Source organism: Actinoplanes sp. SE50/110, from assembly GCF_900119315.1.
Classification (GTDB): Bacteria; Actinomycetota; Actinomycetes; order Mycobacteriales; family Micromonosporaceae; genus Actinoplanes.
This window is the reverse complement of the sequence record NZ_LT827010.1, coordinates 2,936,084-2,951,907: the sequence shown is the minus strand read 5'-3', so window position 1 is coordinate 2,951,907 and position 15,824 is coordinate 2,936,084. Positions and strand designations below refer to the sequence as shown.

General features: G+C 70.8%; 13 protein-coding genes. 2 read left to right on the top strand and 11 right to left on the bottom strand.

All coding sequences use genetic code 11. The features are described 5' to 3' along the window. Positions 1–113 precede the first annotated feature (113 nt). The 8 genes from ACSP50_RS13065 to ACSP50_RS13030 all read right to left on the bottom strand — a co-directional run bounded on the left by ACSP50_RS13065 (position 114) and on the right by ACSP50_RS13030 (position 8,531). Positions 114–707, bottom strand: a complete 594-nt coding sequence (locus tag ACSP50_RS13065; RefSeq protein ID WP_014689934.1) for a TetR/AcrR family transcriptional regulator — start codon at positions 705–707, stop codon at positions 114–116. A 57-nt stretch (positions 708–764) separates the two neighbouring features. Then, positions 765–1,796, bottom strand: coding sequence for a hypothetical protein (locus ACSP50_RS13060; RefSeq protein ID WP_014689935.1), 1,032 nt, complete (start codon positions 1,794–1,796; stop codon positions 765–767). A 188-nt stretch (positions 1,797–1,984) separates the two neighbouring features. After that, positions 1,985–2,554, bottom strand: coding sequence for a putative glycolipid-binding domain-containing protein (locus ACSP50_RS13055; protein WP_080127807.1), 570 nt, complete (start codon positions 2,552–2,554; stop codon positions 1,985–1,987). 313 nt (positions 2,555–2,867) lie between these two features. Next, complete coding sequence (locus ACSP50_RS13050) at positions 2,868–3,383, bottom strand: hypothetical protein (protein ID WP_043511422.1); 516 nt, start codon at positions 3,381–3,383, stop codon at positions 2,868–2,870. A 382-nt stretch (positions 3,384–3,765) separates the two neighbouring features. Further along, on the bottom strand, positions 3,766–4,311 hold the full coding sequence (locus tag ACSP50_RS41805; protein WP_014689938.1) for a hypothetical protein: 546 nt from the start codon (positions 4,309–4,311) through the stop codon (positions 3,766–3,768). Between the two features lie 340 nt (positions 4,312–4,651). Beyond that, a complete protein-coding gene (locus ACSP50_RS13040) occupies positions 4,652–5,266 on the bottom strand; it encodes an FMN reductase (RefSeq protein WP_014689939.1) in 615 nt (204 codons plus the stop codon). After that, positions 5,263–6,378: an LLM class flavin-dependent oxidoreductase gene (locus ACSP50_RS13035; RefSeq protein ID WP_014689940.1), complete on the bottom strand. Its 1,116-nt coding sequence runs from the start codon at positions 6,376–6,378 to the stop codon at positions 5,263–5,265. Before ACSP50_RS13035 ends, ACSP50_RS13040 begins: the two co-directional genes overlap by 4 nt. Before the next feature lie 230 nt (positions 6,379–6,608). Beyond that, positions 6,609–8,531, bottom strand: a complete 1,923-nt coding sequence (locus ACSP50_RS13030) for a serine/threonine-protein kinase (RefSeq protein ID WP_014689941.1) — start codon at positions 8,529–8,531, stop codon at positions 6,609–6,611. Positions 8,532–8,859: 328 nt separating this feature from the next. Between ACSP50_RS13030 and ACSP50_RS13025 the strand changes: the two genes are divergently transcribed. Continuing rightward, a complete protein-coding gene (locus ACSP50_RS13025; protein WP_014689942.1) occupies positions 8,860–9,417 on the top strand; it encodes a dihydrofolate reductase family protein in 558 nt (185 codons plus the stop codon). A 149-nt stretch (positions 9,418–9,566) separates the two neighbouring features. On the opposite strand, the gene ACSP50_RS13020 is transcribed toward ACSP50_RS13025, so the two are convergent. From ACSP50_RS13020 to pgi, 3 genes are all read right to left on the bottom strand, one after another. Then, positions 9,567–10,877 carry a glycosyl hydrolase family 18 protein gene (locus tag ACSP50_RS13020; protein ID WP_014689943.1) on the bottom strand — a complete coding sequence of 437 codons (1,311 nt, stop codon included), beginning with the start codon at positions 10,875–10,877 and terminating at the stop codon, positions 9,567–9,569. A gap of 100 nt (positions 10,878–10,977) precedes the next feature. Next, positions 10,978–12,024: a winged helix DNA-binding domain-containing protein gene (locus ACSP50_RS13015; RefSeq protein WP_014689944.1), complete on the bottom strand. Its 1,047-nt coding sequence runs from the start codon at positions 12,022–12,024 to the stop codon at positions 10,978–10,980. A gap of 63 nt (positions 12,025–12,087) precedes the next feature. Beyond that, complete coding sequence (gene pgi / locus ACSP50_RS13010) at positions 12,088–13,716, bottom strand: glucose-6-phosphate isomerase (protein WP_014689945.1); 1,629 nt, start codon at positions 13,714–13,716, stop codon at positions 12,088–12,090. Positions 13,717–13,855: 139 nt separating this feature from the next. Between pgi and ACSP50_RS13005 the strand changes: the two genes are divergently transcribed. Beyond that, complete coding sequence (locus ACSP50_RS13005; RefSeq protein ID WP_014689946.1) at positions 13,856–15,796, top strand: glycosyltransferase family 39 protein; 1,941 nt, start codon at positions 13,856–13,858, stop codon at positions 15,794–15,796. Positions 15,797–15,824: the final 28 nt, after the last annotated feature.

The following is a 15,824-nucleotide window of genomic DNA, read 5'->3' as shown; positions in this document are numbered from 1 at the left end:
TGTCTCCCGCCCTTGCCACCGCCCGCACAGCGGCCCCTTGCGAGTCCTTGCCACCGGACGGTGTACCCCATGTCGGCGGCGGGCCGGCCGGATCCCGTCCGTCGACCGGTCGATCAGGCCGGGGTCATCAGGGCCCGGACGCCGGCGACATACGTCTCGCGGTCGACCTGACCGACCAGGATCCGCTGCAGGATGTAACCCTGCACCAGCCCGAAGATGGCCGCACCGACAGCGGTGGCATCCGCGCCCGGCGGCAGCTGTCCGGTGGCCCTGGCGCGCTCGGCGGTCCGCACCATCCGTTCCCTGATCCGGCGGTAGACGTCGCGCACCACCTCGGCGACCTCGTCGTCGTAGGTGGCCTCACCCCAGATCTGGATCGCGATCCGCACCGTCTGGTCGGCCTGCAGGGTCGCCTCCACCTGTCCGATCACCGCGTCCAGGAAGGCCGGGAGCGGCGGCATGGGATCCGCCGCGAGCAGGTTGTCCAGAATCCCGGTGACCTCGCCGATCTTGATGCCGGCGATCGCCATGATCAGCTCGTTCTTGCTCTTGAAGTAGCGGTAGAACGCGCCGACCGACAGATCCGCTTCCTTGATCACATCCTGCATCGACGTCTGATGGAACCCGTTCCGCACGAAACAACGCACCGCCGCATCGAGGATCTGCTGACGGCGGGCGGCGAGGTGGGCTTCGGACACACGCGGCACCCGCCCAGCCTACCCACCAAACCGAACGTTCGTTCCGGGAAGCCCGAACCGACAGCGCTACGTGTCACCGACGGGCAGGGTCAGTGTCACCTGAACGCCGCCGTCATCGGGCCCCGCTTCCGCGGACCGGCAACCCTGCGGTGACATGGCGAACAACCTGCTGACCGCGCGCCCACACCAGGCCACGGCCAATCCTGCCAGCACCCCGGCCAAGCCGAGGAGCATGTCCTCGTCCCCGTTGAGAGACTCGTTGCCCGCCATCCGCGTCATGTCCGGCCCGATGATGATCGTCGCGTAGCCGATCACCATGCACATGATCGGGATGATCAGCGCGCCCGAAATCGTGACCGCGGCCCTCAAGCCGGCGGGTGCGGACGGATGGCCCACCGACCAGATCCCGGCGACAAACAGGCCCGACCCCGCGAGGAGTAGCCAAACCAGAGCATCTGGAGGACTGTGCGCAAAGAAGACCGTCAGCACCACCCACCCCAGCGCCACTCCCGTCGTCGCCGCAGCCCGACTCGCGGCAACCGGTGCTGCCGCAGTCAGGGTCGCGATCCAAGCGAGCACGATGTGCAGCAGCACCACGGCCAGCCGGGTCGGCGGCAGCTGCGGCTCGCCGCCGCTCGGCGAACCCACGCCGAGCATACTGATCGCACTCAGCACGCCGATCACTGCGACGGTACGCAACACCGGAGGTCTCAGTGAGGTGCGGCGCCCACATCGCGTGCAGACGACGGCGGCCGTGGCCACCACAAGGACACCGACGCCCAGTGTGAGTGGCAGTGCGGGTCGGCCCGGGTCGGCGCGGTCCATCAGCAGATCCACCACGATCCAGCCGACGCCACCGGCAGCCACCCCACGCGTGGGCCACCGAGCGCCACCAGCCAGCACGATGAGGGCGAGACACGACGCCACGATTGCGCCCCACCGCAGGTCACGAGCCCAGTACGACGAGTTCTGTGCCATCTCCCACCAACGGGAGTCCGGCTCGGTGAGCGGTTGCAGCACTGCGATGCCGTACGCCCACAGCGCCGCCCCACCTACCGCGACGGCTGGAAGCGCCGTCAACCTCGCCGACCTGATCATGGAGCGGCAGCCTAACCCTGACCGTCAAGACGCGTCACGCCTGCGGCATGCCGACGACCACAACCGAGCCGAATAACCATGACTGTCCAAGTGCAACTACCGCTGCCAGTCACAGTTCTCCGCGGTGGTGTCCCGCACCGGGACACCACCGTGCGCGTCGACGAGGCACCCGCGTGGGTGCCGGTGCTTCAGCGGGCCAGGCGGAGGTGACCGGCCTGGTAGACCGCCATGCCGGCAGCGTCGAGCTCGAAGGTGGACGCCGGCCAGTCGCCGGTGATCCGCAGGCGCTGCGGGCTGACCAGGTGGTAGGTGACCGTGCCGGGCAGCACCGCCAGCGAGGGCACCTGCACCCGGATCGCCGGGACGGTGACCGGGCCGGACTTCACCGTCAGGCCGAGGCCACGCACCGCCCAGGCGACGAAGATCGGCGAGTCGGCGAGGCGCAGAACCGCCCGCGGGTCGAGCGCGTCCCGCTGCTCGGCACCGGCGGACGGCAGGTCACCGGCATCCCCGGCGTGTTCCGCCCGGCAGGTCCACCCGCTCGCGCCGCGGTCCAGCCACAGCTCCCGGCTCCACCCGTCGCCCTGCGACGTGACATGCAGCGACGTCACCTCGGACGTCGACGTGACCTCCGCCTGCCAGGTCAGCGAGTACGCCCGTGCGCCCGCCACGATCGCCGAGCCGTGTGGCCGCGAACCGCGCGGGAACACCAGCTCGGTGCCGACCGTGTCGGTCCGCTGCCACGTCAGCGGTGTCACGGGCAGGTCGGCTCGAGGCCGTTCCGCCAAGGCCGGTCCCCGTGCGCCGGTCATGGTCATAGCGCCTCCTTTGCCGCTATCCGGTTCCTCATACTTGCATTGTGCAAACGACCGCGCGCCGGAATCCACCCCTGCGAGGCGGTCCTGGCACAACCTTCGGTTAACGGAGGGCCTCCACCAGGTGCCCTCACCGCGACCCGTCCACGCAGCCGGACCCGACGGCCCGGACGAAACAGAATCCCTGCCCACCGTCGGTGTGTCGCACACCATACGACCACTGGCCGGCCACTCGCCAGGCGGGTGGCCAGCACTATCAATCGCTACGCAGAGCAACAAGAAGCACACTTAGCCGTACGGTCACGGCTGCCACGCCCGCGCAGAACAGCACCAGCATTCCCACCGAAACCACCACCGCGACCACCGACCACCGCTTCGAGCGGACCGGCCCGGAAGCCCCTGTCAGCTCGGAGACCGCCAGGCGAGAGACTCCCGAGTCACCGACCGGCAGCCGAGGGGCCACCACGCCGGAGCCCGCCACGCCGGAGGCCGCCGCGCCGGAGCCCGTCAGGCCGGAGCCCGTCAGGCTGGAGACGCTGAGGTCCGCGGGCCGAGTCCGGACGCCGCCATCGATCGGCACCGTGCGCCGGTCGACCGCCGGCGGCGTGTCGGGGCGTTCGCGCGGGATGGCGATCAGATGCCGGAGCGCCGCCTCGGGGGCCGGGCCGGCCGGCCGACGCCCGCGCGGCAGCACGACGAGATGCCGCCGGACCACAGGCGGCTCGCCGTCCGGGAGATCCGCCAACGGCTGGACCGGGGTGGACGTGCCCACCCGAACAGCTTGAACAACAAAGCGTGCCGTTGTCGACGCGCAGAGTGTGTCAACCCCCCGACCCACCACCCGGGACAACCCGCCCCGGCGCCCCATCCCGGCGCCCCATCCCGCCGCCGCCCACCCGCTCAGCCCGCGCCTCACCGACGGCGCTCACACCTCGCGCCGGCGGGTCCTCCCCAGGGCCCACGCCAGCCCACCGCGCTCAGGCCCCGCGCCAGCCCACCGCGCTCAGGCCCCGCGCCGATCCGCCCCACCCGGACCTGACCTCGACCGTCCACCCACCCACGCTGACCGCCCCAGCCGGGCCTCGCGGTGGAGTCCGCTCACCTCTCGCGCCGGCTCCTCCTCGCGGACCGAGGCGAGTTCCACGGGCTGCCGGTCAGGCTCTGCGCCAGCGGGGTCGGTCGCCGTTCTTGCTGGTGCAGCGCATCAGAGTGCCGGCGCTGGTGGTGCCGTACGCGCCCTCCGGGGAGCAGAACGCTCCCGGATGCACTCCCGACTGCGGTGGGGCCGTGGTCGGAGCTTTGGTCGTCGGCTTGGTGGTCCTCGGTCTGGTCGTCTTCGGCGGGGCCGGCCTGGTGCCGGTCGTCGCCGGTTTTGCGGCGGGGGTTCTCGTGGTCGGTGCGGCGGTCGGTTTCGGCTTGGCGGTGACCGGCGCCGGGCTGGACGCGGCCGAGACCCCCGCGGACGGCGAGCCGGCGGCCGCGACGACGACCGCGTCCGCGGGCGCACCGCTCGTGCTGGTCCCGCCCGCCTTGGTGCTGCCGGAGTCGCCGGTGAAGGCGTTGATCGCGGTGACGCCGCCTCCGCAGCAGAGCAACACCACCCCGACGAGGATGCCCAGGATCAGCTTGCCGCTGGGCTTTTTTTTCGGCGCGGCGGGCTGCGGTGGGTTCGGCTGCTGCTGCGGCGGTCCATAGGTCACCCGCACCACCCTGCAGTAGAGCGTGATCTTCGTCGATGCCCTGTCCGGGTTGTGCCGATCACTGTTCGGCTGGCCGCGATGTGGACTTTCGGCCAACCCACGGTGCGATTCGCGGCGCACCCGCCGCCAACCGCTCGCCGCCAGCCGCCCCGTCACCAGCCGTACGCCGCTCGCCCCAGCCGCTCGCCCCAGCCGCGCGCCGCCAGCCGCGCGCCGGCCCGAGGGCATCAAAGTACGGACACGCCTCGCCCACGCCCACCCCACGCCGGGGCTGAGGCTCGGCCCGATACGGCGACGCGCGCCGGGGATGGCCGGCGCGCGTCGGATCACGGCGTACGAACTAAAGGGTTTTCAGCATGTCCTCGAAGGACTCGGTGAGGGCGAACGGATCGACGACCGTCACCGGTTCGCGCCGGTCGAGTTCGCGCGCCAGTTCGGTGGCGGCGCGCTCGATCCGGCCGCGCAGCGGGCCCTCCACCGAGTTGGCACCCCAGTCGTCGCTGGCCGCGAAGACCGCGGTGGGCACCGGCACCGCGCGGAGGTAGGCGAACAGCGGTCGCAGCGCGTGCTCCAGCACCAACGAGTGCCGGGCGGTGCCGGCCGTCGCGGCGAGCAGCACCGGCTTGTCGGCCAGCGCGTCCTTTTCGAGCACGTCGAAGAACGACTTGAACAGGCCGCTGTAGCTCGCGCTGAACACCGGAGTGACGGTGATCAGCGCGTCGGCGGCGGCGACCGCATCCTGCGCCTGCCGGAGAGCGGCCGGCGGGAAACCGGTCAGCAGATGGTCGGTGATCTCGTGCGCCAGGTCGCGGAGCTCGATCACCTGGATGTCGAGCTGGACGCCGATCCGGGTGGCGGCCCGGTCCGCTGCCGCGGACAGCTGGTCCGCGAGCAGGCGGGTCGACGACGGCTGGCTCAGGCCGGCGCTGATCACGACGAGGCTGCGCTGCTTCATGCCTGCACCTCCACCTTCTCGGTCACGGCGGCCTCGGCGGCGTTCTTGGCGGCGACCAGTGCGGCGTGGGTCGGCGCGTCCGGCACGTGGGCCGGCTTGAGCGCCGCGAACTCCTTGCGCAGCACCGGGATGACCTCCTGGCCGAGCAGGTCGAGCTGCTCGAGGACGGTTTTCAGCGGCAGGCCGGCGTGGTCGACCAGGAACAGCTGCCGCTGGTAGTCACCGACATAGTCGCGGAACTTGAGGGTCCGCTCGATCACCTGCTGCGGGCTGCCGACGGTCAGCGGCGTCTCCCGGGTGAAGTCTTCGAGTGACGGCCCGTGGCCGTAGACCGGGGCGTTGTCGAAGTACGGCCGGAACTCGTTGACCGCGTCCTGGCTGTTTCTGCGCATGAACACCTGGCCGCCGAGGCCGACGATGGCCTGGTCCGGGTCGCCGTGCCCGTAGTGCGCGAACCGCTCGCGGTACAGCGCGATCATCCGCTGGGTGTGCGACGCCGGCCAGAAGATGTGGTTGGCGAAGAAGCCGTCACCGTAGTACGCGGCCTGCTCGGCGATCTGCGGACTGCGGATCGAACCGTGCCAGACGAACGGCGGGACGTCATCGAGCGGACGCGGCGTCGAGGTGAACGACTGCAGCGGCGTACGGAACTTGCCCTCCCAGTCGACGGTGTGCTCGCGCCACAGCCGGTGCAGCAGCGCGTAGTTCTCGATCGCCAACGGGATGCCGGCCCGGATGTCCTTGCCGAACCACGGGTAGACCGGCCCGGTGTTGCCGCGCCCGAGCATCAGGTCGACCCGCCCGTCCGCCAGGTGCTGCAGCATCGCGAAGTCCTCGGCGATCTTCACCGGGTCGTTCGTGGTGATCAGCGTCGTCGCGGTGCTCAGCTGCAGCGTCGTGGTCTGCGCGGCGATGTAGGCGAGGGTGGTGGTCGGCGACGAGGAGAAGAACGGCTCGTTGTGGTGCTCGCCGAGCGCGAAGACGTCCAGGCCCGCCTGCTCGGCGTGCTTGGCGATGGTGACGATGTCCTTGATCCGCTGGGCCTCGGTCGGGGTCTTCCCGGTGGTGGGGTCGGCGGTGATGTCGCTGACGCTGAAGATGCCGAATTGCATGACCCGCTCCTGAAACCTCCGGCCGGGGCACTCACGTCCCGGGCTGCCTCGCACAACGTCGTTGACGAGGAAACTATTTCAGATTCAAAGAACTTGGGCTGCGGCGGGGGTCACACCGGTTCGTCAGCGGCCGGCACCACCTGCCTACGTCGTCAAGCCGGCACCGCACTCCACGTCGTCAAGCCGGCACCGCACTCCACGTCGTCAAGCCCGCACCGCACTCCACGTCGTCAGAAGCCCGCGCCGCTGTCCACGTCGACCGCGGTCACCGCCACCGCCACCCCATCGACCGTGGCGGTGCCGCCGGCGACGTCGAACCTCGGTGCCGGCCCGGTGCGGCCGCCGTCGGTCAGCACCCCCACCTGCCGCCCGTCCGGCAGGACGATCCAGGACCCCTGGATCCGCGCGCCACGCACCTTGGCGGACGTCCGGTAGAGCCCGGACGGCTTCTGCACCGGCCGGAGCGTGAACGCATGCGTCCCGCCGGCCACGGTCACCTTTCCCGTCGCCCCGAGCGCGTCGAACGTCCCGGTGATTCGCGCCCCGCCCGTACCGGACAGCGCCAGCCGCCCGTCCACCGCGGTCCCCTGCAGCCAGGCCTCCCGGGTGTTCCCGTCACAGATGTACGCGATCGCCGTCCCGTCCCGGATCGACAACGCCAGCGTCCCGCCGTCGTCCGCCGCATATCCGGCGAGCGTGACCCGCACCGGCGCGGCGCTCGCACTGGCCCGCACCTGCTCGGTGGGCGGCAGCACCCCGCCGGCCCCCGCGCTCGGTGTCACCGCCGGGGCGCTGCTCACCGGGACCGCGGCCGCCGGATGGGACCGGTCCCCGACCACCTTGGCGATCCCGAGTCCGACCATCCCCGCCGCGACGACCGCCAGCACCCCGGCCGCGACCAGCATCCCCCGCCCCTCACGCCGCCTCGGCGGCGCCTCCGCGACCAGCCCCGTCCCGCCGAGCCCGGCCGCCGGGACCCTCGGCCCGCCACCACCCCGCGGCGGCGCCCCGGCCAGAAGCCCACCCTGTGCCGGTGTCCCGGCCAGGAACCCGCCCTGTGGCGGCGCCCCGGCCAGAAGCCCACCCTGTGCCGGTGTCCCGGCCAGGAACCTGCCCTGTGGCGGCGCCCCCGCCAAAAACCCACCCTGCGCCGGTGTCCCGGCCAAAAACCCGCCCTGTGGCGGCGCCCCCGCCAAAAACCCACCCAACGGCACCCCACCGGCCAGCTGCCCGACCCAGATCCCGGAGTGCTCCGGATCGACGGCCGCGCCGGCGCCGCCTCCCGCCCCCGGCGATCCGACGCTCCCGGCCCCGCGCACCGTCGTCCGCCGAGACACCGGATCGGGCACATCCCCCGCCTCGCCCTCCGCCACGACCGGTGGCGGCGGCCCCAGCACACCCGAGGCCACGAGCGCCCGCAGATATCCCCCCACCTGTTCCGCGGCGGGCCGGTCGCGCGGATCCGGGGCAAGGCAGGACCGGGCCGGCCCGGCCAGCCGCTCGGGCAGTGCGTCCGGATCCCCGCCGACGTGACCGGTGATCAGCTCGACCAGGAGGATCCCGAGCGAGTACACATCGGCGGCCGCGGTCGGCGTCGCACCCTGCCAGATCTCCGGCGCGGTGTAGCCGGGCGTGCCCCCGGCCACCCCACGCGCCGCGTCCATCAGCAGCACCGCGAGCCCGAAGTCGGTCACCCGGACCACGGCGGGGCCGGTATCGCGGACGACTAGAAGGTTCTCCGGTTTGAGGTCGAGATGCACGACGCCTCGCCGGTGCGCCGCGGCGACCGCCTCGGCTGCCTGCCCGACGATCACGGCGGTCTCCGCGGCGCCCAGCCGGCCGCCGCGGTGGGCCAGGTGGCGGCGCAGATCGGGACCGTCGACCAGGTCCATCAACAGGGCCAGGGTGCCGCCCTCGACGACCAGGTCATGGAAGCCGACGATGCCCGGATGGTCGAGATGGCGCAGCGCGGCCTCCTCGCGCAGGAACGACTCGCGGATCCGCCGATCGCTGGCCAGCTCGGGGTGCAGCAGCTTAGCGGCCAGCGGTGGCCCGCCGGAGCGGCGGGTGGCTCGCCGGACGACCGCGAGTGCCCCGCGCCCGATTTCCTCGTGCAGCAGATACTCGCGGCCGAGTGCCTCCTGATCGGCCATCCCCGTACCCTTTCCGGAATTGATCTTCTTTCTCCGGTGACCGTTTCTGATCCGCCGTCGACCGCTTCGCCGAGACACCTCCGCATCCGGCATGAGCAGGGGTGATCCACTAGCCGGGACAGGCAGTCGTCGATCCCGGAATGCCATTGTCGTCTCCGGACAGCGGCCGCCGCAAACAGCCGATCCGAACCTGTGGACAACCGCGGACCACGGCGCGGGCCATCGCCCGGACGCCCCGAATTCCGTCCACACCGCGCCGGTTGCGTGCTTCCCGGGCCGGCTCGGGCCAGGATGGACAGGCCGAGTCCCCGAGGCTGAAGGAGACGCTGTGGCACGGCTGATCTGCACCGGCATCACCTCCCTGGACGGCTACATCGCCGACGAGCGGGGAAATTTCGACTGGAGCCGACCGGACGAGGAGGTGCACTCGTTCGTCAACGACCTGGAACGCCCGATCGGGACGTATCTGTACGGCCGCCGGCTGTACGAGGTGATGCGCTTCTGGGAGGACGCGGAAGCCCGGCCGGATTCGACGCCCGCGACCGTCGACTATGCGCGGGTGTGGCGGGCCGCCGACAAGGTCGTCTATTCGACGACGCTGGCCGAGGTGACCACGGCCCGCACCCGGCTGGAGCGGGTCTTCGACCCGGAGGTGGTGCGGAAGGCGAAGGAGGCCGCCGACCGCGATCTGAGCATCGGCGGCCCACATCTGGCGGCGCACGCGTTCCGCGCCGGCCTGGTCGACGAGGTGCAGCTGTTCGTCTCGCCGATCGCGGTGGGCGGCGGCACCCGGTTCCTGCCGGACGGCGTACGCCTGGATCTCAAGCTGGCCGAGCAGCGCCGATTCGCCAACGGCGTCGTCTACCTGCGATACCGCGCGTCCTGAGGCACCCGGACAGGAACCAGCCGACCGGGCGCGCGGACAGGGACCAGCCGACCGGGCGCCCGGACAGGGACCAGCCGGCACAGGGCGCCGGACAGGGACCAGCCGGCCCGGGGACGGTCCGGACCGGCTGATCGAGGGATGCGGTGAGGTCAGCGACCCTGCAGGGCCTTGACGTTGTCGCCGAAGGTCCAGCCCTTCGACCCGTCCCAGTTGATCGACCAGGTCATCAGGCCCTTGATCGACGGCACCGAGTTGTACGCCTGGCTGACCAACGCCGGCGTCATGTAGCCGCCGCCCGCGCCGGACTGGGCGGGCAGCCCCGGGACCTGCTTGTCATACGGGACCTTGACGGTGACGCCCTGGATGGTGATGCCGTTGTTCAGGCACTGGGTCTGCACGGTGAAGCCCTGCACGGTGCCGGCCGAGTAGGAGTCGCCGGAACACCCGTACATGCTGCCGTTGTAGTACTGCATGTTCAGCCACCAGAGGCGGCCGTTGTCCAGGTACTTCTTGATGATCGGCAGGTACGAGCCCCAGATCGAGCCGTAGGTGACGCTGCCACCGGTCACGTACGCCGTCTCCGGCGCCATGGTCAGGCCGAAGTTGGCCGGCATCTGGGCGAGCACACCGTCGATGATCCGGATCAGGTTGGCCTGCGAGGTGGAGAGCGTGCTGATGCTGCCGCTGCCGGACAGGCCGGTCTCGATGTCGATGTCGATGCCGTCGAAGTTGTTCGCCTTCAGGATCGGCACGATGGTGGCGACGAACCTGTCGGCCACCGCGCTGGAGCTCAGGTCGATGCCGGCCGCCGCGCCGCCGATCGACATCAGCACGGTGGCGCCCTGCGCCTTGGCCGCGCAGATCTCGGCGGGGGTGGGCACCTTGACGCCGGCGTCCATGCCGTTCTCCCAGAGCACCGTCCCGTCGGAGCGGATCACCGGGAAGGCGGCCATCAGCACGTTGTAGCCGTGCTGGGTGATCCGGGTGTCGTTGACCGGGATCCAGCCGAGCCCGGGGTGCACGCCGTTGGACGCGCCGTCCCAGTTCTCCCAGTAGCCCTGCAGGACCTTGCCGGCCGGGCGGCCCTTGGTGGCGCAGCCGGTCCCACCGGTCGCCGTGGGTGTGGGCGTCGGTGATGTCGTCGGGCTCGGCGAGGTGGTGGTCACAGACGGGGTCGGTGTCGGCGTCGATCCACCGCTGCAGCCCCCCAGCTCCTTCCACAGTGTCGGCGTCGCGGCCGGGTTCCACCCGGTGCCCGCGTAGGCGGTGTGGGTGACCAGCGCCTGGTAGAGCTTGGACTGGTAGGTCACCTGCTGCCCGGCGGTGTAGGTCACCCCCTCCGCCCAGACCGTGGCGGAGCAGGCCACGGCCGCTTCACCGGTGGTCGAGTAGATCACCGTCGTGCCGAGTGCCACCCCCACCCCGGCGATCAATGCCAGCACCTGGCGGCGAACACGCATGGGAACTCCTCGACGATGAAGCGATCAGGCGGTGATGGTGACCTGTGCCACCGAATGATGTCGCTGACGTTCACAAATATCAAGGGTTCTTAACAGTGCTTTAAGCAAGTTTCTTTACAGTCACTGGAAGGCCGACAAAAGCCCCATACGGCTGCAGCGCCTCCTCGGCCTGCATCCAGTCCCCGGCGGTGAACTCGACCAGCGGTGAGACGGTGATCGAGACCGCCTTCCTGCCGAGCGTGCGTTTCCACACCGCCATCACCCTGCCGTCACGGACCAGAGTGGACTGGAAGATGCCGTTGCCGCCGGGGATGATGCTCCTGAGCATCTCCGGGGTGGCCATCATCGCGCGGTCCTTGTAGCCCAGCATGTACTCGTCGAAGCCGGGCAGGGCGCGCCAGCCGCGCACCGGCCCGGCGTCGAGCACGGCCGGATCCGCCCACATCTCGACGCCGTCGACCTCGACCCGGCGGAGACCGGCCGTGGCGATGCCGGCCCGGGCGTCCTTCATCGGCAGCATCGTCCAGCCGGCGAAATCCTTCGCCGTGGTGGGGCCGTGGCTGCGGAAATACCGATGGGCGAGGATGCCCAGCGCCTCCTCACGGCTCGGCGCGTTCCGCGTGGGCGCCCACTCGTCGAGCAGCACGAAGGTCTGCTCGGAACCCTCGTTCGGGGCGATCGCCGTGACGCCGCGCTGGCTCGCGTACCACAACAGGTGGTAGCCGAGCTGGCCGCTGACCGGGACGCCACCCGCATTGATGGTGGCCACACAGGCCGACCGGGTGAGGCGGCCGCCACCCGCGAGGGCCGCGCCGAGGATCTCCGCCGCCCGGTCCGCGTCCGCCTCGGCCAGGCCCAGGATCTCGCGGCGTTTCGCCGCGCCGGCCAGCGCGCGCACGCCGGTCAGCTCCAGCATCCAGTGCGCGTCGGCGGACGGGACGAGGTGCACCGTGCCGCGCATCGGCCAGGTGCGCACCACGTCGCGGTTCTCGGTGGCGGCGACGATCTCGGGCAGGGTGCTGCCGCGCAGCCGGGCGCCGAGTGACCACAGCACGCTGTTGAGATCCTGCGCCTGCAGGGCGCCGAACCACTCGGTGATGTCCAGAACCGAGGACCTGGTGACCGACCCCAGCAGAAGGCTGGTCATGCGAAGGCTCAGTGCCGTGTTCGAATCCACGGCACTGAGCCTAGAAGCAGGGTCCGACTTGAATCAGCGGCCGCGCGCGGCCCGGTACCGCTTGATCAGCGTGTTCGTCGACGAGTCGGCGTCGTCGGCAGGCGACTCGGCCGCGGTCAGCTTCGGTGCGAGCTGGTTGGCCATCACCTTGCCGAGCTCGACACCCCACTGGTCGAACGAGTTGATCTCCCAGATCACGCCCTGGGTGAACGTGATGTGCTCGTAGAGCGCCACCAGCTGCCCGAACGTGCCCGGCGTCAGCGACTCGGCGAGGATCGTGGTGGTCGGGTGGTTGCCCTGCATCACCCGGTGCGGCGCGACCTCCGGCTTCGTTCCCTCGGCCTGCACCTGCTCCAGCGTCCGGCCGAAGGCGAGCGCGCCGGTCTGCGCCAGGAAGTTGGACATGAACAGGTCGTGCATCTCACCGATGTCGTGGTTCGGTTCGCTGAAACCGATGAAGTCCGCCGGGATCAGCTTCGTCCCCTGGTGGATCAGCTGGTAGAAGGCGTGCTGCCCGTTGGTGCCGGGCTCGCCCCAGAAGATCTCGCCGGTCTGGAAGCTGACCGGGTCGCCGGAGAGCCGCACCGACTTGCCGTTGCTCTCCATGGTCAGCTGCTGCAGGTAGGCGGCGAAGCGGTGCAGGTACTGCGCGTACGGCAGGACGGCGTGCGACTGCGCGCCGAGGAACGTGTCGTACCAGACGTTGATCAGACCGAGCAGGGCCGGGACGTTGCGCTCAACCGGCGTCGTCCGGAAGTGCTCGTCGACGGCGTGGTAGCCGGCGAGCATCTCGGCGAACCGCTCCTTGCCGATCGAGATCATCACCGACAGGCCGACCGCGGACGGGAGCGAGTAGCGGCCGCCCACCCAGTCCCAGAACCCGAACATATTGTCGGTGTCAATACCGAAATCAGCGACTTTTTCAGCATTCGTACTGACGGCGACGAAGTGCTTGGCGACGGCCGCCTCGTCGCTCAGCGAGGCCAGCAGCCACGACCGGGCCTCGCGCGCGTTGGTCAACGTCTCCTGGGTGGTGAACGTCTTGGAGACGATGATGAACAGCGTCGAGGCGGGGTCGAGGTCGCGCGTCTTCTCGTACAGGTCGGTCGGGTCGATGTTGGACACGAACCGGCACTCGATGTCACGCTGCGAGAAGTCCTTGAGCGCCTCGTACGCCATGACCGGGCCCAGGTCGGACCCGCCGATCCCGATGTTCACCACGGTCCTGATCCGCTGGCCGGTGTGCCCGACCCACTCACCGGAGCGCACCTTGTCGGCGAACGCGCCCATCCGGTCGAGGACCTCGTGCACGTCGGCGACCACGTCCTGCCCGTCGACCACCAGCGTCGCGTCGCGCGGCAGCCGCAGCGCGGTGTGCAGCACGGCACGGTCCTCGGTGACGTTGATGTGCTCGCCGGCGAACATCGCGGCGATCCGCTCATTCAGTTTCGCCCGGCCGGCCAGCGCGAACAGCGCGCTCAGCACCTCGTCGGTGACCAGGTTCTTGCTGTAGTCGACGTAGAGGCCGGCGACCTCCGCGGCATACCGCTCGCCACGCTGCGGGTCGCTGGCGAACAGGTCGCGCAGGTGGACCGCCGAGAACTTCTCCGCGTAGCCCTGGAGCGCCTGCCACTCGGCACTGTCGGAAACGTGTTCGCTCATCTCTCCCACTCCGGACCGGGACACTCGCACACTTCGCCCATCGTGGCACGTACCGCTGGCCGACGCGGCGAACTGGGTTCATAGACGGCCCACAGATTGATCACAGAGCCGTCGTAGCACCACCCGCGAGGTTAGTCCCATGACGACGACAGCCGGCCACCGGGCCCGAAACGTCCCGGAGCGTGCCTCTTTGGTGGCGCTACTGACGGCGACGGCCGTCCTGTACCTCTGGAACCTCAGCGCCTCGGGGTGGGGGAACAGCTTCTACGCCGCGGCCGCGCAGGCCGGCGCGAAGAGCTGGAAGGCCTGGTTGTTCGGCTCCCTGGACGCGGGCAACGCGATCACCGTGGACAAGCCTCCCGCCGCGATGTGGGTGATGGGACTTTCGGCGCGCATCTTCGGCGTGAACAGCTGGGCGATCCTGGCGCCGCAGGCGCTGATGGGCGTGGCCAGCGTCTTCCTGCTCTACCTCGCGGTGAAGCGCTGGTTCGGGCACGGGGCGGGACTGCTGGCCGGGGCGGCCCTGGCTCTCACCCCGGTGGCGGTGCTGATGTTCCGGTACGACAACCCGGACGCCCTGCTGGTGCTGCTGATGACGGCCGCCGCGTACACCACCGTGCGGGCCACCGAGGTGGCCAGCGGGAAGTCGCTGGCCTGGACCGGCGTGCTGCTGGGCTTCGGCTTTCTGACCAAGATGATGCAGGCCTTCCTGGTGCTGCCGGCGATGGCGCTGGTCTATCTGGTGGCCGCCCCGGCGCCGCTGGGCAGGCGCTTCAGACATCTGTCGCTGGCCGGCCTCGCCCTGGTCGCCTCGGCGGGCTGGTTCGTGGCGCTCGTCTCCCTCTGGCCGGCGTCGTCGCGGCCCTACATCGCCGGTTCCACCAACAACACGCTGTGGGAACTCGCCCTCGGCTACAACGGTCTCGGTCGGATCCTCGGCGGCGCGGGCAACGGCGGCGGAGGCGGGGGCGGCGGGGGTAACGTCGGGTTCGGCGGGGCGACCGGCATCGGGCGGCTGTTCGGCACGTCGATGGGTACCGAGATCTCCTGGCTGCTGCCAGCCGCGCTGATCGCGCTGGTCACCGTGCTCGCGGCGACCTGGACCGCACCGCGCACCGACCGGGCGCGCGCCGCGATGCTGCTCTGGGGTGGCTGGCTGCTGGTGACCGGGGTGACGTTCTCGTACATGAGCGGCACCATCCACCCGTACTACACGATCGCCCTCGCACCGTCGATCGCGGCGGTGACCGGAATCGGCGCCCGGGTGCTCTGGCTCTACCGCACCCGGCTGTGGGGCCGGATCGTGCTGGCGGCGATGGTGCTGGCCACCGCCGCGTGGGGCTTCGTGCTGCTCGGCCGCACCGACTGGCTGCCGGCGCTGCGCTGGGCGGCGGTCGTCGCCGGGGTGGTCGCGGCCGCCGGGCTGATCGTGCCGGCCGTCGCGCTGCGCCGGCTCGCCGTGATCGGCATCGTCGCGGGGCTGCTGTCGGCCGGGCTCGGCAGCGCGGCTTACGCGACCGCCACGGTCGGCGTCGCCCATACGGGCTCCATTCCCAGCTCCGGACCGTCCGGAAGCTCCGGGATGGGCGGTGGTCCGGGCGGCGGCGGATTCGGCCGTACGGGTGACGGGGCGCCGCCCGCGGGCAATGCCCCCGCCCAGCCCTCCCCGTCCGCGTCCTCCTCCACCGCGTCCGCCTCGCCGTCTGCGCCCTTCCCCGGGGGCGGGGGCATGGGCCGGGGTGGTGGCGCCGACACCGAGCTGACCGCCCTGCTCAAGGCGAGCACCACCACGTGGTCGGCCGCGGTCAGTGGCGCGACCTCGGCCGCCGACCTGGAGCTGGCCTCGGGTACCTCGGTGATCGCACTGGGCGGCTGGAACGGCAGCGATCCCTCCCCCACCCTCGCCGAGTTCCAGACGTACGTGAAGTCCGGCCGGATCCATTACTACATCGCCGGCGGCGTGGGTGGCGGCGGGGGGATGGGCGGCGGTTCGACCGACTCGTCGCAGATCGCCTCCTGGGTGACCGCGAACTACCCGGCGACCACGGTCGGCGGCAGCACCGTCTACGACCTGTCCTGAACGACCGGCGGGCCCGGTGACCGTCCGG